Source organism: Nocardia sp. NPDC004340, from assembly GCF_053602575.1.
The window spans coordinates 725,604-745,415 of the sequence record NZ_JBSGDW010000003.1 but is presented as its reverse complement, the minus strand read 5'-3'; the positions used below and the strand labels follow the sequence as shown (position 1 = coordinate 745,415).

General features: G+C 67.7%; 15 protein-coding genes. 9 read left to right on the top strand and 6 right to left on the bottom strand.

All coding sequences use genetic code 11. The annotated features are described in order from the left end of the window. Positions 1 to 142 precede the first annotated feature (142 nt). From ACWEOI_RS15540 to ACWEOI_RS15525, 4 genes are all read left to right on the top strand, one after another. Complete coding sequence (locus ACWEOI_RS15540; RefSeq protein ID WP_452360157.1) at positions 143 to 2,035, top strand: potassium transporter Kup; 1,893 nt, start codon at positions 143 to 145, stop codon at positions 2,033 to 2,035. Between the two features lie 59 nt (positions 2,036 to 2,094). Beyond that, positions 2,095 to 2,667 (top strand): TetR/AcrR family transcriptional regulator, encoded by a 573-nt coding sequence (locus tag ACWEOI_RS15535; protein ID WP_452359996.1) that lies wholly within the window; start codon positions 2,095 to 2,097, stop codon positions 2,665 to 2,667. A 12-nt stretch (positions 2,668 to 2,679) separates the two neighbouring features. Next, positions 2,680 to 3,099: a VOC family protein gene (locus ACWEOI_RS15530; RefSeq protein WP_452359995.1), complete on the top strand. Its 420-nt coding sequence runs from the start codon at positions 2,680 to 2,682 to the stop codon at positions 3,097 to 3,099. Positions 3,100 to 3,242: 143 nt separating this feature from the next. Continuing rightward, positions 3,243 to 3,647: an STAS domain-containing protein gene (locus ACWEOI_RS15525; protein ID WP_433666319.1), complete on the top strand. Its 405-nt coding sequence runs from the start codon at positions 3,243 to 3,245 to the stop codon at positions 3,645 to 3,647. Positions 3,648 to 3,833: 186 nt separating this feature from the next. Here the strand turns inward: ACWEOI_RS15525 and ACWEOI_RS15520 are convergent, their stop codons facing one another. Beyond that, entirely contained in the window at positions 3,834 to 3,989 is a 156-nt protein-coding gene (locus tag ACWEOI_RS15520) for a hypothetical protein (protein WP_433666318.1), read from the bottom strand. A gap of 186 nt (positions 3,990 to 4,175) precedes the next feature. Between ACWEOI_RS15520 and ACWEOI_RS15515 the strand changes: the two genes are divergently transcribed. Next, complete coding sequence (locus ACWEOI_RS15515; RefSeq protein WP_433666317.1) at positions 4,176 to 4,742, top strand: type 1 glutamine amidotransferase domain-containing protein; 567 nt, start codon at positions 4,176 to 4,178, stop codon at positions 4,740 to 4,742. 28 nt (positions 4,743 to 4,770) lie between these two features. Here the strand turns inward: ACWEOI_RS15515 and phaZ are convergent, their stop codons facing one another. The 4 genes from phaZ to ACWEOI_RS15495 all read right to left on the bottom strand — a co-directional run bounded on the left by phaZ (position 4,771) and on the right by ACWEOI_RS15495 (position 9,224). After that, positions 4,771 to 5,613 (bottom strand): poly(3-hydroxyalkanoate) depolymerase, encoded by an 843-nt coding sequence (phaZ, locus tag ACWEOI_RS15510; protein ID WP_452359994.1) that lies wholly within the window; start codon positions 5,611 to 5,613, stop codon positions 4,771 to 4,773. Next, complete coding sequence (locus ACWEOI_RS15505; protein WP_452359993.1) at positions 5,610 to 6,062, bottom strand: MaoC family dehydratase; 453 nt, start codon at positions 6,060 to 6,062, stop codon at positions 5,610 to 5,612. Before ACWEOI_RS15505 ends, phaZ begins: the two co-directional genes overlap by 4 nt. Positions 6,063 to 6,072: 10 nt before the next feature. Continuing rightward, complete coding sequence (locus ACWEOI_RS15500) at positions 6,073 to 7,782, bottom strand: PHA/PHB synthase family protein (RefSeq protein ID WP_452359992.1); 1,710 nt, start codon at positions 7,780 to 7,782, stop codon at positions 6,073 to 6,075. 164 nt (positions 7,783 to 7,946) lie between these two features. Further along, on the bottom strand, positions 7,947 to 9,224 hold the full coding sequence (locus ACWEOI_RS15495; RefSeq protein ID WP_433666313.1) for a helix-turn-helix domain-containing protein: 1,278 nt from the start codon (positions 9,222 to 9,224) through the stop codon (positions 7,947 to 7,949). Between the two features lie 186 nt (positions 9,225 to 9,410). Between ACWEOI_RS15495 and ACWEOI_RS15490 the strand changes: the two genes are divergently transcribed. From ACWEOI_RS15490 to ACWEOI_RS15475, 4 genes are all read left to right on the top strand, one after another. Further along, positions 9,411 to 10,868 (top strand): class I adenylate-forming enzyme family protein, encoded by a 1,458-nt coding sequence (locus tag ACWEOI_RS15490; protein WP_452359991.1) that lies wholly within the window; start codon positions 9,411 to 9,413, stop codon positions 10,866 to 10,868. 31 nt (positions 10,869 to 10,899) lie between these two features. Continuing rightward, positions 10,900 to 12,717 carry a DUF3556 domain-containing protein gene (locus tag ACWEOI_RS15485; RefSeq protein ID WP_452359990.1) on the top strand — a complete coding sequence of 606 codons (1,818 nt, stop codon included), beginning with the start codon at positions 10,900 to 10,902 and terminating at the stop codon, positions 12,715 to 12,717. Next, positions 12,714 to 14,132, top strand: coding sequence for a phytoene desaturase family protein (locus tag ACWEOI_RS15480; RefSeq protein ID WP_452359989.1), 1,419 nt, complete (start codon positions 12,714 to 12,716; stop codon positions 14,130 to 14,132). The genes ACWEOI_RS15485 and ACWEOI_RS15480 overlap by 4 nt, the downstream gene beginning before the upstream one ends. Before the next feature lie 457 nt (positions 14,133 to 14,589). Next, a complete protein-coding gene (locus ACWEOI_RS15475; protein ID WP_452359988.1) occupies positions 14,590 to 18,999 on the top strand; it encodes an nSTAND1 domain-containing NTPase in 4,410 nt (1,469 codons plus the stop codon). A gap of 426 nt (positions 19,000 to 19,425) precedes the next feature. Here the strand turns inward: ACWEOI_RS15475 and ACWEOI_RS15470 are convergent, their stop codons facing one another. After that, positions 19,426 to 19,638, bottom strand: a complete 213-nt coding sequence (locus ACWEOI_RS15470) for a hypothetical protein (RefSeq protein WP_433666308.1) — start codon at positions 19,636 to 19,638, stop codon at positions 19,426 to 19,428. Positions 19,639 to 19,812 lie beyond the last annotated feature (174 nt).

Sequence of the window (19,812 nt, the reverse complement as noted above, 5' to 3'; positions counted from 1 at the left end):
AAGCGGCGGGCCGAACCCGGCGATCGGGGTCGATTCGCCACACGATCGGGCGTGGTGAGGGATGCCCGAGCGCCAGGATTCGACGGTGTCGGACGACCAGGGGTTGGCCGGGCAGTCCGGTGCGCCGGGCCCTCGCGGTTCGATGCGCGACGCCGTGCGGCCCGGTCTGCTGATCGGGGTGGTGGGAGTGGTGTTCGGGGACATCGGGACCAGTCCGATCTACACGCTGCGGACCGTGTTCGATCCATCGGATCCGCATCCGGTCCCGGCGGAGCCCGCGAACGTGTACGGCGTCGCGTCGCTGGTGTTCTGGTCGGTGATGATCATCGTGACCGTCACCTACGTGCTGCTGGCCATGCGGGCCGACAATGACGGCGAGGGCGGGATCATGGCACTGATCACGCTCGTTCGGCGCTTCGCCGCCCGCGGCCGCCGTCCCGCCGCGCTATTGGCGGCCCTCGGAATCTTCGGCGCGGCACTGTTCTTCGGCGACAGCATGATCACCCCCGCCATCTCGGTGCTGTCCGCTGTGGAGGGGATCGAGGTGGTGGAACCGTCTCTGGCCAAGGCGATCGTGCCGGCTACGGCGCTGATCATCGTGCTGCTGTTCGTCTTTCAGCATCGCGGTACCGAATCGGTGGGCCGGCTGTTCGGGCCGGTGATGGTGGTGTGGTTCCTGGCGATCGGCGCCTGCGGGATCGGCGGAATCCGCCAGCATCCGGCGATTCTGAAGGCGCTGTGGCCGGGCTACGCGCTCGGCTTCCTCGCCGGGCACTTCACCATCGCGTTCTTCGCGCTGGCGGCCATCGTGCTGGCGGTCACCGGAGCCGAGGCGCTGTACGCGGATCTGGGGCACTTCGGCCGCCGATCCATCACCACCGCTTGGCTTTTGCTGGTGCTGCCCGCCTGCGTGCTCAGCTACTTCGGGCAGGCCGCCTTGATCCTCGGGACCCGCGCCCACGTGGCGAGCCCGTTCTTCCTGCTGGTCCCGCACTGGGGTCGGCTGCCCATGGTCGCCCTCGCCACCGCGGCGACGGTCATCGCGTCGCAGGCGGTGATCACCGGCGCGTATTCGGTGGCCTCCCAAGCCGCGCGGATCGGCTACCTGCCGCGACTGCGCATCGCGCACACGTCGGAGTCGACGCCCGGGCAGATCTACGTGCCGTGGGTCAACTGGTTGTTGCTGGTCGCGGTACTGACCCTGGTCCTCGCCTTCCGCAGTTCGACCGCTCTGGCCTTCGCGTTCGGCATGGCGGTCACGTGCACGATCACCATCACGACGCTGCTGCTCGGCTACCTCGCCCACGCGATGTGGCGACTACCGCTGTGGCTCGTCATCGTGGTCTGGACCCCGCTACTGACGGTGGACCTGCTGTTCGTCGCCGCCAACCTCACCAAACTCCTGCACGGCGCCTGGCTGCCGCTGCTGATCGGCCTGGCCACATTCACGGTCATGACGACCTGGCAACGTGGGCGCACCGTGGTGGCCGACGAGCGCGACCGCCTCGAGGGCTCCCTGCGCGAGTTCGTCGACGAGTTGTGGCACGACCCCGCACGATTGACCATCGTCGACGGCACCGCCGTCTTCCTCAACCGAGGCAAGCAGAGCGTCCCCCTGGCCTTGCGTGCCAATGTCGAGCACAACAGCGTCCGCCACCGCCACACCGTCATCGCCTCGGTGGAAACCGAACCCGTTCCCCGCATCTCACCCGACGACCGGGTCCGCATCGACCACCTCGACTACCGCGACGACGGCATCTTCCACGTCACCGTCCGGGTCGGCTACATGGAACCCCCCGACGTCCCCGCCGCCCTGGCCGGACTCGACACCGACGAGACCGAGGGCGAACTGGACCTACCCCACGCCTCCTACTTCCTCTCCGAAGTGGAACTCCGCCCCGCCGACCACCCCACCATGTCCCGTTGGCGCACAAGGCTCTTCATCGCCACCAGCCACCTCTCCGCCGATGTGGCCGACTATTTCCGCCTGCCCCGCCACCGCACGGTCACCCTCGGCGAGCGCATCGAGGTCTGACGAACCGTCACGGCTGGGAGACGCGGGTATCGGTCCAGTCGACCAGATAGGGGGTGTTGGTGAGCGTCCAGCCCGATCCCCGCGTCGTCCGGACCACCCTCGCGCTGCATCGCGCGGTGGTGGAACTCGCGTCGGAGCGGCCGATCTCCCAGGTCACGGTGGCCGACCTGGCGACACGTGCCGGCGTCACCCGCGCCACCTTCTACAACCGATTCGCCCGTCCGCGAGAGCTTTTGATCGAGGTGCTGTGCGCGGATCTGGATCGTGGACATCGGCTCGAAGCCGAGCATCACGTGGAGGGGCAGTACACCGGCCCTGAATTGACCCGGATGGCGACCGACGAGGTCGCCGAACACGTCCTACGCTTCGAGCAGGTCTACCGCCGCATCTTCGAGGATCGAGCCGACCACGTCGTGCACGAGGCCCTGGTACGCCACTTCGCCGACTACGCCCTCGCCCACATTCGAGATCGGGACCCGCGCGACCTGCCGGCGGCCGACTACCAGCTCATGGCCCAGTTCCTCGCCCACGGCTTCGCCGGTGCCCTCACGGCCTGGCTTCGCGACGACCGCATCACCAAACAGGAACTCGTCGACGCCGCGGTGGCCTGCGCGCCGGCGTGGTGGAGCTAGGGAGGTAGCACCGTGATCGACCACGTCTACATTTCCGTTACCGATATCGACCGGGCGCTGGCCTTCTACACCGCGGCCCTCGCTCCCGCGGGCTGGCGGGCGTTCGGGAACTACAGCGCCGCGTCCGGGCCGGCGAACGTGCCCGACCTCTTCGGGCTCGGGGATGCCGACTACATCTCCGGAGCGAGGGTCGGATCGAGTATCTGGCTGCGACAGCGCTTTACCGGCGAAACGGGCCTCTACCTCGGCATCGTCTGTGACAGCGACGAGATGGTCGATGCGGCCTACGCCGCAGCCATCGGCGCCGGGGGAATCGACGAAGGTGAACCGGCCGACCGAACCTATTTCGCGCGCGGCTACTACGCCGCCAATGTCCGCGATGCCGACGGCAACCGCCTGGAGTTCGTGCACAAGGCCTGGAACCGGTCATAGGTGTATCTCGCGGCGGGGTGGGTACCCTGAGGTCACGGTTGAAAACCAGCAGCCCAGCCTGTGCCCTGCGGCAGGGGCGTCTCATGATGCGACGGCCTCAGGCTCGGGCACGCCGCATGAATACGGACAAGGATCTGATCCTGATGCCGACTTCATTCATCGTCGCTGGTGGACCGGCGATCGTCGAGCGGCGCGGACAGCACGCGCTACTGGGAATCACGCACAGCACACCATCGCCGACCACGACGGTGGTGACCGCCACCGGCGAGATCGACTACTTCAACGTCGGAGAATTCCGCGGACACCTCGATTACGCGATCGCCACCAGTACTCGGCTCGTGGTGATCGACCTGTCGCGGCTGACCTTCTTCGGCATCGCCGGGCTGCAGGCCATTCTGGATGCCGACGACCACGCTCGTGGCCGCCGGCGAGTACTGCGGGTGGTCACCGGAACTCGGTGCGTGGACCGGCTGCTGGAGGTCTGTGGCCAGGACTCCGAGCTGGAAATCGCACGGACGATCGGCGCCGCCTGTACGCCGATGCCCTGAGTGGCGTAACACCGCGAGTCCGGGCGTCCGATCTGGAGTCCAGGCAGCCGAACAGCTTCGGTAGCCGCGTCTGGATCGCGTTGCGCCTCGCACATCGAAGTGATTGACGAGTCGACATCTCCCGGTCCGCTGACAGAACGGGCTGGGAGATGTCGGAAGTCGCGGTGCGCCTTGCGGATCGGCTGATCACCAGTAGTGAGCGCGGCCGCCGATCGGCCGTCCGGCCGCTCCGAGCAGCCAGGCAACCGCGCCGATGAGCAGCAGAACGACGCCGATGGTCGTGAGGATGCCGATCCCGAGAACCAGCCCCAGGATCAGCAGAACGAGGCCCAGGATAATCATGACAATTCCTTCGTGGAGACAAGTCTGGCCTTCACGCAATTCCCGGCGTATCGGTCTTCAAACCGTTCGGGAAGCCGGGAAGTTCGTTCGGGGAAAGGGTTGAGACGTCCGCACGCGGGTATTGCGACGGTGCCTGAATGGAGAGGTCCGCGCGAATCGCGAATCCGAGGGCGAGAGGAGAGATCGGTGTCAGTAGAACTCGACGGTGTTCGCGTCCTGATCGTCACCTCCAATACCGGGGTGGAGCGGGACGAACTACTGGTTCCCCGAGACCAATTACGCGCTCGCGGCGCGCACGTGACCCACGCGGCCGCGGAGGATATCGACGTGCACACTTTTCGGCACGACCTCATCCCCTCCGAACCCGTGCGGCCCGACATGTCGCTGAACGATGTGAATCCCCGTTCGTTCGACGCCATGGTGATTCCGGGCGGCACGGTCAATGCCGACAAACTCCGAACCAATGCCACGGCACGAGAACTCGTCCGATCCGCGATCGCCGCCGACCGCCCGGTCGCGGCCATCTGCCACGGCCCGTGGCTGCTGGTCGAGGCAGCGGTGGTGACCGGCAAAACCCTCACCTCCTATCACTCGCTGCGCACCGATCTGGTCAACGCGGGGGCGACCTGGGTCGACGCGCCGGTCGTCCGCAGCGACGCCGAAGGCTGGACCCTGATCACCTCCCGCAAACCCGACGATCTCCCCGATTTCATCGACGCCATCACCGCGGAATTCAGTGTCCGCACATCCTGACAGCAATCGCCGGTCTCGTTGCGGCGCATCACGGTTCATCGACGAACTCGAGGTCGGCGCGGAAGGTGTCTATGACCGGTGCGAGTTCGCGGGCATTGGTGATTAGGTCGACGTGTCCGCCCGGGTGCAAGTGCAGGGTCGGGTGCGGGAGCAGGCGGGCCATGATGCGCGCGTTGGCGATCGGGATGATCGGGTCGTCGGTGCCGGCCAGGATGAGGGTGGGCTGCCGGATGAGCGGGAGGGCGAACAGACTGGTCCAGATGGAGCCCGCCAGCAGTTGGTGGAGGTAGCCGATGCGTGAACCGGCCATCAGCTGACGGTCGAAGAGCCGCGCGACCCGGGCGGCGTCGTGGCGGGCGGTGCCGCCGTAGAGGTCACCGGCGATCCGGGCGGCGTACCCGTGGTCGAGAAAGCGGCGCGGGGTCAGCATCTTCAGCAGGATGCGTGGACGGCCCGGGACCATGAGGGCGCCGGTGCCGGTCGAGACCAGGATCAGGGCGCGGCACCGGCGCGGATACTGGAAGGCGAACTGCTGGGCCAGCGCACCGCCCCAGGACAGACCCAGGATGTCGACCTGCCCGGTAAAGCCGAGCCGGCTCAACAGATCGCCCAGGACCGCAGCGAGGTACGGAAAGCCGTACGGGAGTGGCGAATCGGGCGATCCGCCGGTGCCCGGGACGTCGAAACGCACGACCGTGGTCTTCGGGTCCAGGGCGGTGACCAAGGGATCCAGCACCTCGAACGCCGCCCCGATCCCATTGCACAGCACCAGGGGAACACCCTCGCCGCGACGCACCGTCACCCGGATCTGTTGTCCCAGTGCGGCGATGAGACGGTGCGACGCGGCCTCACCGGAGTCCGGAGTGCTCACGGGTAGAGCACCACGACGTCGGCGACGCAGGCGGGACGGGTGCGCCCGTCGATCTCGTAGGTGAGTCCGAAGACCGCCTCCACTCCGGAAGTCTTGCGCTGGGCGGCATTCAGCGTCACCACCGCCCGGATCCTGGAGCCCACCGGCACCGGCGCGGGGAAGCGCACCTTGTCGAGCCCGTAGTTGAGCGCCGCCGTGAGCTCGCGGATCTCGAGCACGTCGGCGATGGCGACCGGTGCGAGGGAGAGCGTGAGGTAGCCGTGGGCGATGGTGCCCTGGAACGGCCCCGAGGCGGCGCGCCGCGGGTCGGTGTGGATCCATTGGTGGTCTCCGGTGGCGTCGGCGAACAGGTCCACTTGCGACTGGGTGACGTCGATCCAGTCGGTGGTGCCGAGTTGCTGTCCGGTCAGGCCGATCAGGTCGGCGGGGGAGTCGAGTCGTGTTGTCATGGCGTGTCTTTCAGTGGGCGAGCACGTAGGTGCCGGGGGCGGGTTCACGGGGCGGGAGTTCGGCGGATCCGAGGGCGGCCGGTGCGTCGCGCTCGGGTCCGCTGCGGTCGGCGAGCCAGCCCGCGAAATCGGGCCACCACGAATCGGACCGCTGCTCGGCGTCGTCCACCCAGGCGGTCGGATCCGCCGCGTCGGGCGCTCCGATCCGGTAGGCGGCCTTCGGATTCCCAGGCGGGTTCACCAGGGCGGCGATATGGCCACTGGTGGAGAGCACGAACCGGGAGTCCTTGCTGCCCAGCAGTCGTGCGCTGCGATAGCAGGCCTGCCACGGCGAGATATGGTCCGCGAGCCCGGCGACCACGTAGCTGTCCACGGTCACCGTCGACAGGTCGACAGGTGTGCCGAGCATGCTGACCGCGCCGGGGACGGTGAGCGAATTGTGCACCCCCATCAGCACCATGTCGCGGTGCAGGGCCGCCGCCATCCGGGTGGTGTCGGCGTTCCAGAACAGCACGTCGAAGGCAGCGGGCGCGCGGCCCTGCAGGTAGTTGTTGACCCAGTACCGCCACACCAGGTCGGTGGGGCGCAACCAGGCGAACACCTCGGCCAGCGATCGGCCATCGAGGTAGCCCTTGCGCTGAGAAGCCGCGATGGCCACCTTGGCGGTCTCCTCGTCGATAGCGGCGGCCGCGAATCCAGCCCGGGCCTGGTCGAGAACGGTCACCATGAGGGTCAGCCCGGCCAGACGGTGGTCCTGCCCGATCGCGGTGAGATGGGCGGCGGTCATGGCCGCGAGAATGCCGCCCGAGCACGACGCCTGCAGGTGGGTGCGGTCGCTTCCGGTGATCGTCTCGACGGCGCCGAGCGCGTCGATGATCGCCTGCCCGTAGGTGTCGAAGCCCCAATCGCGTTGCGCGGCGGTGGGATTGCGCCACGATATGGCGAACACCTGCTGCCCCTGCGCGAGGAAGTACTCGATCATGCTGCGGTGCGGCGCGATGTCCATGATGTAGAACTTGTTGATCACCGGCGGCACCATGAGCAGTGGCACCGTCCGCACGCGCGGAGTCCGCGGCGTGTACTGGATGAGCTCGAAGACCTCGGTGCGCAACACCACCGAGCCCGCCGTGGCCGCGACGTCCGAGCCGACGGTGAACGCGTCGGGCTCCACCATGGCGGGAACCCGCGGCGCACTGGCCATATCGCCGGCGAAGCGCCGCAGCCCGCGGATGGCGCTACCGCCTCCGGTCTCCACCAACGCCTTCCAGCCCAGCGGATTCAGCAGCGGGTTGTTGCTCGGTGACAGTCCCTCGAGGATGTTGTCGATCACGAAGCGCATCCACTGCTCGTCCTTCCAGTCCAATCCCGCGTCGGTGAGCAGCTCTTCGGCGGTCTCACCGGCGGCCAGGTAGGCCTGCATGCTGCGTTTCAGGATCGGATTGCCCTGCCACGCGGGATCGGCGAAGCGTTTGTCCGCCTTGACCGGAGCCCGCCGGGAACGGCCGAACGCGATATCGGTCAGTTCGTGGCGCAGGGCGGACGCCCGCGCCCCGACCACGCGGGGCCGCTGAGCCAGGTGCACCGCCAGCCGGGCCCAGGAGTTGTTGGGCAGCATGCGCCGGCCCATGCCGAGGGCCGATCCGGTCAGCAGCAGATCCAGCGGCGTGGCCAGTTCGTCGGCCGGGTTCGGGCCGTCGGCGTGGTCGAAATGGGTCACCATGAGTTCACTTCTCCTCGAATTCGGGGGATTCGGGGCGTGTGACGGCGTTGTCGTGTGCTGTCCCCGCGTTGGTTGATGCCGAGAAAGGTAGGCCGCGCGAGAGCGGCTGCCATTGTTCCGGGAAGACGAAGATCGGCTCCGGACTTGTCTCCGGCTCGCGGTGGTCAGCCCTGATGCGGCCGCAGCACCGCCGGGCCGTACCAGTGGCAGAGCAGCAGGGCGAGTTCGACGTCGAGCCGATCCGCGGTGATCGGCCGGCCACGGCGTTCGATGGCCCGCCCCACGCGGTACTTCACCGAGTTGAAATGCAGGCCGAGTTCGCCGGCCGCGGCCTTGAAACTCGAACCGGTGCACAGGAAGACGCGCAGCGTCTCGCGCAGGCGCTCGTCATGGTCGGTGTCGAGAGCCAGCTCGCCCAGCACCTCGTCCACCCAGTCGCGGGCGTCGGCGAGGTCGCCGCCGAGCAAGGCCGCCGTCATCAGGCCCGGCTCCGAGGCGGCCAGCAACGGATTCGGCAATCCGCGGGCCAGAGCGACGCTGTGGACCCGCTCGGCCTGCGCGTGGGAGGCGCGGAACCCGTCGAGACCCGGGCGCGCGGGACCGATCGCGATGCCGGGCGGATGGGGTCGACGGGAGACCCAGGTACGCACTCTCGCGACCAGGTCGCCGGGGTCGGTGCGGTAGGGAAGCCACGCCCACCCCCCGGCGGGGTCGGTCCCGACGAACAGTGGACTCGACTCCACGCCCAGCTCCTGGCCGAGCTCGCGCACGAACTGCTGCAGCCGCGGGATCTCGTCGTCCTCGGAGCCGGAGACCCACAGCACGAGCGCCACGTGATGCCAGCGCAGCGGATACCGGATGGTGGTGGACACGGCGTCGGTGTCGACGGCCTTGCGGCTGGTCAGCAGCTCGCGGACGCGGACCGCGCGCAGACTGTTCCGGCTCTCCAGCCAGCGCTCGCGTTCCTCGTCGTAGATCACCACGACCTGCTCGGTGATGCGGTCGATGTACTCGAACAGGATCGCCGACATTCGCTCGATGGCGGTGACGCGTTCGGCCGCCGGAATGTCCATGGCGTGCAGCTCGGCGAACACGATCTCGATCATGCGGCGCTGTCCGAGCCGATACGCCCGCACCAGCGCGTTGGACGGAACGCCCTGCTGCGCGAGGCGTCTGGCGTATTCGACGGCCGCGCCGGGCGCCTGGATGCGGTCCACCGGGATGTCGTGGCGCATGGCGTGCAGCAGAGTGTCGACATTGGACTCGACGCTCGCGCCGAGCAGATCCACCGTGCGGGAATCGCCGCGCAGATCCAGGATGTCGTCCTCGAGCGCATCGCGGATGGCGGCGCTCACCTGCGTCACCCTGGTGCTCAGCCGGGTGGCGATCGCTTCCACATAGCGGCCCACCGCGACATCACCGTCGCGCCGCGCAATCGTCACCCCTCCACGGTAGTTCCGGCAGCCCGCGGTGGCGGCGGATTCGCCGGGCGGTTTGTCTCTTGGCGACAAGGGCGGGCAGGAAGTTCGTTCACGCACGACGGTGGCGTGAGGCACGCCGATTCCTACCGTGGTCGGCATCGATTTCCCTCCAGACTCAGCGCTTCCCTCCCGGCAAGGACACCGCTCATGAATCTTCAGGCATTACCCGACCGCAGAGCCGCCGCCGATCCGACCGCCCCGGCCCTGGCCGACGATGGCATCGCTCTCGACAACACCGGCTTCCTGACGGCGGTGCGGCGGGCCGCGGCGACCCTGCACGGCCACGGCGTCGGCGCGGGTGACGTGGTCGCGGTGAAACTGCCCAATACCGCGGATCTGGTGGTAGCGCTGTTCGCCGCGTGGCGGCTGGGCGCGGCGGTCACGCCGGTGAATCCAGCGCTGGTCGCTGCCGAGATCGCCTACCAAGTGGCCGACGCCGGGGCGAAGGCGCTGATCACCGACACGGTGTGCGAGGGGGTGGACTGCGAGATCGTGCCCGTGGGCGAGCTGCTCGCGGGTCCGGGTCTCGACGCCGCGCCGGTCGACCCGGGTCCCGACGCGCTGGCCCTGGTCATCTACACCAGCGGCACCACCGGGCAGCCCAAGGGCGTCATGCTCGACCACGCCAACCTGCTCGCCATGTGCGGCATGGTCATCGACGCGCTCGCCCTCGACGACACCGACCACAGCCTGCTCGTGCTGCCGCTGTTCCACGTCAACGGCATCGTGGTGAGTGTGCTGTCCCCGCTGCTGGCGGGCGGGCGGGCCACCGTGGCGGGCCGGTTCGACGCGCGCACCTTCTTCGAGCGGATCGAAAAGGCCCGGCCCACCTACTTTTCCGCCGTCCCGACCATGTACGCGATGTTGGCCGGGCTGCCCTCCGACGTCCGGCCGGACACCTCGTCGGTGCGTTTCGGCATCTGCGGGGCCGCGCCGGCGAGCGCCGGGCTGCTCGCGGCCTTCGAGGCGCGCTACGGCATTCCGATCGCCGAGGGCTACGGCCTGTCCGAGGGCACCTGCGCCAGCACACTGAATCCGATTGCCGGACACCGTAAGCCGGGAACCGTCGGACTGCCGCTGCCGGGTCAGCGCGTCCGGATCCTGGGCGCCGACGGCGGCGACGCACGGGCGGGGGAGTCCGGAGAGGTCGTGATCGCGGGGCCGAACATCATGCGCGGCTACCTGAACCGTCCGGAAGCCACCGCCGCCACGGTGATCGACGGCTGGCTGCGTACCGGCGACATCGGGCGACTGGACGAGGACGGCTACCTGGTGCTCGTGGACCGCGCCAAAGACATGATCATCCGCGGCGGCGAGAACATCTACCCCAAGGAGATCGAGACCGTCGTCTACCAGCTGCCCGAGATCGCCGAGGCGGCCGTGGTGGGCCGGCCCCACCCCGTTTTCGGCGAAGAGCCGATCCTGTTCGTCGCGCCGATCGGCGGTGTGATCCTCGACTCGGACCGGATTCACCAGCACACCCGCACGGGACTGGCGAAATACAAGCTGCCGGTCGCCATCACGATTCTCGGCGAACTGCCCAAGAACGCGGTCGGCAAGATCGACAAACCCGCGCTCCGTCACCTCGACGCGCAAACGCGTTGATTCCCGACACTATTCAGCAAGGAGCATCGTCATGGGATTCATCGAACCCGATCTGCCCGCCGTCGAACCCGAACAGTTCCTGCGGTTGCCGCTCATGGAGCGCATGCGGATTCTGGCCGTCAACTGGGCCGAACACGGCTTCGGCTCACCGCGCATGGTGCACACGATCTACATCCTGAAACTGATCGTGCTGTACGCCCTCGGCGGCATCGTCGTCGCCACCACCACCTCGCACCTGCCCGCGTTCTGGCACGTGAGCCAGTGGTGGAACCAGCCGATCGTCTACCAGAAGGCCATCCTGTGGACCGTTCTGCTCGAGAGCATCGGCATCGCCGGGTCGTGGGGTCCGCTGGCGGGCAAGGTGAAACCGATGACCGGCGGCATCCTGTTCTGGGCACGGCCGCGCACCATCCGGCTGCGGCCCTGGGCCTGGGTGCCGTTCACCGCGGGGGATCGGCGCGGCTGGTTCGACATCACCCTGTACGCGGGTCTGCTCGTCGGTGTGATCGTCGCGTTGGTCTCGCCGGGCGTGCACAGTGATTCGCTGTCGGCGGCGGTGCCGGACAACACCTCCGGTCTGGTGAATCCCGTGTTGCTGATCGCGCCGATCGTGCTGCTGATCCTGAATGGCTTGCGGGACAAGACGATCTTCCTCGGTGCCCGCGGCGAACAGTACCTGCCCGCGCTGTTCTTCTTCGCCGTGCTGCCCTTCGTCGACATGATCATCGCGCTGAAGCTGCTCATCGTGGTGGTGTGGGTGGGCGCGGGCGTGTCCAAGTTCGGCAAGCATTTCGCGCTGGTGGTGCCGCCGATGGTGAGCAACAGTCCGTCGGTGCCGTTCACCTGGTTCAAACGCGCGCACTACCGCGACTTCCCGCGCGATCTGCGCCCGTCCCGCATCGCCGACGTGATGGCGCACGTGGGCGGCACCACCGTCGAGGTGATCACCCCGCTGGTGCTGCTGTTCTCCACCAACCGCTGGCTCACCCTGGCCGCGGTCGCGGTGATGGTGGTGTTCCACCTGTTCATCGTGTCGACCTTCCCGCTGGCGGTGCCCCTGGAATGGAATGTGCTGTTCGCCTACGCGACGGTGTTCCTGTTCCTGGGTTTCCCGAACTGGCAGGGCTACGGCCTGTTCGACATCTCCTCGCCGTGGCTGGCGGCCGCCCTGATCGCGGGGCTGCTGTTCTTCCCGATTCTGGGCAATTTCCGGCCCGACAAGGTTTCGTTCCTGCCGTCGATGCGGCAGTACGCCGGAAACTGGGCCTCGGCGGTGTGGGCCTTCACGCCCGGCGCGGAGGGCAAACTGGATCGGGTGACGCGCACCGCGAAGAACCAGGTCGACCAGTTCGTCGAATTCGGGTACGAACCGCAGTGGGCCGAGGTGACCATGCAACAGGTCACCGCCTGGCGCACCATGCACAGCCAGGGTCGAGGCCTGTTCTCGGTGCTGCTGAAGAACCTGCCCGACATCGACTCCCGCACTGTGCGCGAAGGCGAATTCCTGTGCAACTCGGTGATCGGCTTCAACTTCGGCGACGGCCACCTGCACAACGCGGATTTCATCGCCGCTGTGCAGCGCGAGGCTTGCTTCGAACCCGGAGAGGCGGTCGTCGTGTGGGTCGAGTCCCAGGCGTGGGGCAGCGCGGTGCAGCACTACCAGGTCATCGACGCGGCGCTCGGGGTGATCGAGCGCGGCACCTGGCGGGTGGCCGACGCCGTGGCCGAACAGCCGTGGCTGCCCAACGGGCCCATCCCGCTCACCGTCACCTGGACCACGCCGAACGCCCGGCCCGTGGCCGAGATGCGAGACCGGTGCCAGGATCACGGACACGGAGCGCTGGCATGAGCACCGCGACCGTCGTCGGCGGCGGGCCCAACGGACTCGCCGCCGCCGTGGCCCTCGCCCGGGCAGGCGTACGGGTCACCGTGCTCGAGGCCGACACCGAGGTCGGCGGCGGCACCCGCACCGTAGAAGCCATCGTCCCGGGCCTGCTGCACGACCAGTGCTCGGCGGTGCACCCCATGGCCGTCGGTTCGCCGTTCCTGGCCGGTCTGGGGCTCGAAGACTACGGATTGTCCTGGTGCACACCCGAGATCGACTGCGTGCATCCGCTCGCCGACGGGCGGGCGGGAGTGCTGCACCGCTCGGTCGAGGACACCGCCGTCGGGCTCCGCCGCGACCGACAGCGGTGGAAAACCCTGTTCGGCAAGCCTTCCGCCCGCTACGACGCCCTGGCCGAGGACATCCTGCGACCCCTGCTGCGGATCCCCACCCACCCGCTGACCTTGGCCCGCTTCGGCGCACCGACCCCACTGCCAGCCTCGGCTCTGGCCCGGTACTTCCGGACCGAGGAGGCACGCGCTCTGTTCGGAGGTGTTGCGGCGCACGCCTTCCGGCCGCTGCACCTGCCATTGACCTCGGCGATCGGCATGGGCATCCTCACCGCGGGCCATCGATACGGCTGGCCCGTGGCCGCGGGCGGCTCGCAATCCATCACCCGGGCACTGGCCCTGTTGCTCTCGGACCTCGGCGGCAAGATCGAGACCGGCGTCCGCGTGCGGACCGCGGTCGAGTTGCCGGAAGCCGACATCACCATGTTCGACCTCGCGCCGGAATCGGTGGCCGCGATCCTCGGCGACCGGCTGCCATCACGAATCGCCAACGCCTACCGGCGATTCCGGCGGGGACCCGGCGTCTTCAAAGTCGACTTCGCGGTGTCCGACGGCGTGCCCTGGACCAACCCCGACGCCCGCCGCGCCGGCACGGTCCATCTCGGCGGTCCCTACGCCGAAATCGCTGCCGGGGAGCGCGACACCCACGCCGGACGTCTGCCCGAACGCCCGTTCGTCCTGGTCGGCCAGCAGTACCTGGCAGACCCGCAACGCTCGGCGGGCGACATCCACCCGGTGTGGGCCTACGCGCACGTCCCGCACGGCTACACCGGCGACGCCACCGCGGCGATCATCGCCCGCATCGAGCAGTTCGCACCCGGCTTCCGCGATCGCGTCATCGGCTACACCGTCCGCCCCACCGGCGAGTTCGCCATCCACAACCCGAACTTCACCGGCGGCGACATCATGACCGGATCCAAGGACATCCGCCAGCTCGTCTTCGGCCCCCGAATCACGCTGTCCCCGTACACGATGGGCATCCCCGGCATGTACATCTGTTCCGCCGCGACACCGCCCGGACCCGGCGCGCACGGCATGTGCGGCGCGAACGCCGCCGAGGTGGCGCTCGCCCACCTCAAAACGCGGTGAGGGAGCGGCGGGCACGAAATCGTGAGCGGCAGATTCGCAGCGGCCGTGTTAGCGGCGCAGGTCGTCGGCCTTGCGGTTCCGCGATTTGGCCACCAGCGCGAGCAGGCTGTCGCGGGGCAGACGTCGCGGGCGGCGAGAAGTTCTTCGCCGGGGCGGGGCGGCGGTGGGGACCTACTGAACAGGGCCCCGGGAATTGTCACGCCGGTGTCCCCACACCGGATACCGCGTGCGCGGCAGGTGGCGGGTCGATACCGACTGAGAAGCGCAGCGCATTATGACGGCGGAGCTCTGCCGCCGAATGCGTAGAAGCAGACCCAGCGCCATCAGGAAATTGCCGGGATTCGAGTAGTGCGATACCCGCGCCGAAGGTGCGAATCAGCGCCACACTGACGACGAGTTACATCGTGGCCGTAGTGCACGATCCGCTGCACCACCCTTTATGCGGAGGACTCGAGCCGTGACGCGAATATTTCTGAGCCATTCCAGCCGGGACAACCGAGCCGCGATCGCGCTCAAGCAGTGGATGGCCGAACAAGACCCTACGCTCGCCGACGAGGTGTTCCTCGATCTCGATCGCCGAAGCGGAATTCGGCCGGGCATGAGGTGGAAAGACGCGCTCACCCTGGCGAATGCCCGGTGCGAGGCCGTGGTCTGTCTGCTGTCGCGTCACTGGGAAGCCTCGCCGGAGTGCCGGACCGAGTTCCGCACCGCCGAGAGCCTGCACAAACCGATTTACTGCCTGCGGCTGGAGGAGCTCGACAGCCGTGAGGCCGCCGGTGACTGGCAGCAGGTCGATCTATTCGGCGATGGGCCGACAACGGCGGTGCGGATCGAATCCGGGGACGTGGTTGAGTTCCGGACCGAGGGCCTGCGACGACTCTGGGATGCCTTGCAGGCGGCCGGAATCAGCGCGGAGCACTTCCCGTGGCCGCCTGCCGAGGACCCGACCCGTGCGCCGTATCGCGGGTGGGAGCCCTTCGACGCCGCGGACGCCGCGGTGTACTTCGGTCGCGACACCCAGATCGTGCGCGGCATGGACACACTTCGCGGCATGCGTTCGACGGGTGTGGAGAAGCTGTTCGTCGTGCTCGGCCCATCGGGTGTGGGCAAGTCGTCGTTCCTGCGGTCCGGACTACTGCCACGGCTCGCGCGCGACGATCGCCGATTCCTGGTACTCGACATCGTCCGGCCGGAGCGGGCGGCCATCACCGGGCCTCGTGGGTTCGCGCATGCCGTGCACACTCTGGCGGCGCGGTTGGGCGTGCGGGCGCCGACGCTGGGCAGCATCAAGGATGCCTGCATGTCGGACGTCGGCGCGATCCGATCGATGCTACTGCGGGCCCGCGGCGCGGCCACCGAGCGTCAGCTCGACCTCCCCGCCGTCCCTCCGACATTGGTGCTGCCGATCGATCAGGCCGAGGAGCTGTTCAATTCCGACGCCGGTCCCGAAGCCGAACGACTGCTGCGGATTCTGGCGGAGCTGATCGGTGACGCGGATTCGCCGCTGGACCTGATCGTCGCAATGACGATCCGGGCCGACCGCTACGAACCGCTGCAGACCGCCCCTGCGCTCGCGACGCTGCAGCGGGCGGTGTTCGACGAGTTACGGCCGCTCATGCCCGCCGAGTTCGCTGATGTAATCCGCGGGCCCGCCGCCCGTGCGACGGAATCGGGTTCGCCGCTGCGGGTACACCCCGACCTCATCGAGCGGCTGTTGCGGGAGTGCGAGGCCAGCGCCGACCCGCTGCCACTGCTCTCACTCACGCTGGCCAGGCTGTATACGGACTACGGCAGCAGCGGCGAGTTGACCGTGGCGGACTACAAGTCAATGGGTGGGATGGCGCGCGTCGTCGAATCGGAGATCGACTCGATTCTCTCCCGCGACGAGGCAACACGAGCGGGTGAGCTGCAGTTGCTGCACGAGACATTCGTCCCTTGGCTGGCGAGCATCGATCCTGACACCGATCAGCCTCGGCGGCGGGTCGCCCGCTTGTCCGAGCTGCCACCGGACGCCCGGCCGCTCATCGACGCTTTTGTGGCGAGACGGCTGCTCATCAGCGACGATCGGGAGGGTTCGACCGTCGTCGAGGTCGCGTTGGAAAGCCTACTGCGCCACTGGAAGACGCTGGCCGATTGGCTGCGCGACGAACGGGAAGACCTCCAGGCTGCCGACTCCATCGAGCGGGCCGCCGACGGCTGGGAACGCAGCGGGCACGACGATGCGTGGCTCCTGCAGGGCACCCGCCTGGCCGACGCCGAAGCCCTCGTTGACAAGCCCCGCTATGGCGCGCGGCTCGCCGACGCGCACACGTACCTGAGCGCGTCGCGGGCGCGTGAGGATGAGCAGGCCGACACCGAACGGCGCCGCAAAGAGGCAGAGCTGGAGACGGCCATCAGTCACGCAAAGGCGCTGCGCACGCGCGCGCGGATCCTGCAGGCGCTGCTGGCCACGACACTGGTCGTCGCCTTGGTCGCCGCAGTCAATTTCGTCGGGGCACGCAGCGCGGAACGGGAGGCGCAGGGCCGATTCCGGGAGGCGACCGCCGCTAGGCTCGTCTCCGACGCCGGCCTCATGCTGAATGGCGGTAAAGGCCGAGACGATGTGCGTGCAATCGAGCAGGTGCTCGCGGCACAGCGGATATCGTCGAGTGCCGATCCCGGTGCGCTACTCCGCACCGTAAACGCACTGGCGCCGACCGAGAAAATCATCAAGACAGGTCTGCCATACAAGCCAACCTTCCTTCCGCCGGTCGAAGAAATCAGGCGTGCGGTTGAAGTCGCCGAACCTGTTATGAGCGTTGCACTCAGCCGCGACGGTCACCGCATCGCAACCGGCGGAACGCAACTGCGTGTGTGGGACGCCGATACAGGCGCGCGTGTGGATCTCCCATTCCGCACGGAACATGGAGCGGGTGCCGTCGCATACAGTCCGGACGGGCGCACAATCGCGAGCACCCCCCTCGGGGAGGGCAGCATCCAACTGTGGGACGCCAACACGGGAATGACAGTCGGGGAATCCATCAGCACCGGAAAGTCGCCCGCGGAAGCCGTGGCATTCAGCCCGGACGGCCATCGTGTCGCGGCTGCGGGCACCGACGGAACGATCGGGGTGTGGGATGTGGCGACCCGCCTGCCGCGTCCGGTGCTGAAGGGCCACGACGGTGTCATCCACAGTATCGCGTTCAGCGGCGTCGGCAATCGACTGGTCTCCGGCGGCGCCGACGGAACGGTCCGGATCTGGGACCTCGACACGGGAGAACAGGTCGGTGAGCCGATGCGGCAACGGACGGAGATTCATTCTTCGACACCGGATCGGAACGGGGTCATGGCCGTGGCGTTCAGTGGCGATGGTCACCGCGTCGCGTCGGGCATACCCGGCGGAATCACCGAGTCGATCGCGCTTTGGGACGCCGAATCCCACCAACTGGTCGGGCAGCCCCTGGAGGGCCCTTTCGGCGCCGTGACCAGTCTGGCGTTCAGCCCGGACAGCCACCGAATCGTCTCGGGAGGGACCGGCGACAGCGTGCGCCTCTGGGACGTCGAGACCGGTAAGCAGATCGGACCCGACCTGCGCGGGCACACCGGAGCCGTCAAGAGCGTCGCCTACGGCACCATCGATGGGCGCGGCCGCATCGTCTCGGCGGCCTGGGACGGAACGATGCGGGTGTGGCGCGACGACCGGCAGGACGGCGCCGGATTTGAATGGGACCAATCGCGCCTCGCGTCCGTCGGTCCCCCGGGCGGACGCATGGTGGTGATGGCACCAGACGGGCGGCGCATGATGGTGGCCGACCCGAGCGGCGTCGGCATGTCGGTGGTCGATCTCGACCGCGGCACCATGGTGAGGGCGCAGGCGTCCAGCCGCCACGGCACTGTCGTCGATGCCGACTACAGCGAAGACGGCCGCCGCATCGCAGTCGGCCTCGATGACCAGTCGATCGTGGTGTTCGACGCCGACTCCGGGCAGGTGGTTCGCACCATAACAACAGGTTTCGGCGGCGCGATCTCGACACTCGAACTCAGCACTGATAGTCGTCGGATCGCTGCGGGCAGCGAGGACAAGTCGGTGAAGGTATGGGACGTCGAGTCCGGAGAGCCGATCGGCGCACCACTGACCGGACTGGCAGGGGCCGTGAAAAAGCTGGCGTTCAGCCCGAACGAGGACCGGCTCGCGGTCGCGGATGCCGACAAGTCGGTGTGGATCTGGGACCTGGATTCCGCCCGCCTCATCGGCGGGCCATTGAAAGGTCAGAAGTGGAATGTCCAGTACCTCTCGTTCGGCGCCGACGGACGGCGTGTCATCGCCGGCGGCGGAGGCTCTGTGACCTTGTGGGATGCAGACTCCGGACGGCAGGTCTCGCGGACCGACGCAACCTTCACTGTCGACCAGTTTGCGATCAGCCCGAGTGGGCGGTTCTTCGTCGTCGCACAGGGCCTCGAGCTTCAGCGTTTCGACGCACTCACCGGCAACCGGATCGGCGGACCGATGCAAGGTCATACCGATGCGATGGTCACGGGCCTCGCGGTCACACCCGACAATCGGTACATCCTCTCCGGCGGCGCGGATCAGACGCTGCGATTCTGGAGTGCCGACACTGGCGAGCCGGTCGGAGATCCGCTGAAGGGCAGCAATGGCTGGATTCTGCAAATCCGCATCGCGCCCGATGGTCGGACGGTGCGTACCGTCTGGCAGTCGGTCAACGGCTCGCAAACCGGTTTCCACGTGTGGCCCGGCCCTGCGGCCTGGGTGGACGAGCTGTGTTCGAAACTCACCGCCGAGGTGACCGATCAGCAGTGGTCCGAATGGGTATCGGACAAGATCGGATACGAGCCCACATGCCACAAAAGCGCACCCGCCCACCCCTGATGGCGCGAATTGCTGTGCCACAGTACCGAGGATCCCAGTGCCCGTTCTCGGTGCGTTCGCTGCCGCGGCGGTGAGCGCTTCTCGCCGATGGTCTTGAACCGGCCGGATCATGCTGGACGACAACTCGGCGATGTCTACTACGTCGCGCCTTGTTTCCATGAACAGGCCGATTTCGACGAGGCCTACCTCAATGGTGAGGTACTCGAGAGGTCCGTGATCGTTCCGCCGAGCGAGTTCGGCGACAACGACGGCACGCATCGGTACGTGACGAACGTGAATACCGGACAGTCGACAGTGCTGTCTCAGCCTCGCCCACCGCGGCGTCCCGCTGAGGGGTTGGGCGGTAGCCAGGGCCCTACGTCGGTGAAGGGTAGCTGGAGAAGGCCCGGCTGTTCTTTTCCATGACGTCGGCACCATAGCCCTTTACTAGCGCACCTTGCCGGAATGGGTCTCGGTGGTCGGCGCGGACCTGGGCGCACCGATCGGAAGTTGACTGAACGTTCCCTGACTCAATCCGGCTGCTAGATCAACGATGCTGGCGCAGACGAAACCAGACTCGGCGGACACCGACCGATCGCGCAGATGTTCGGATCGATCGTCGAAGCTGCATACCCGGGCGATGTTGAAATCCGGTTCCACGCAGACTTGCTCAACTCTATTGTTGCCGGGCACAGTGTTTCGCTGGCGAAGATTCCCTCCGCACACCGACCGAGGTGGTACAACGAATGACGGCAGATCGCGGATCGTTTCGCTGGTCGGAGTCGAGGAAGACGTTTGTCGGGCCAGAGGGTGTGTCCGTGATCGTGCCGAGTA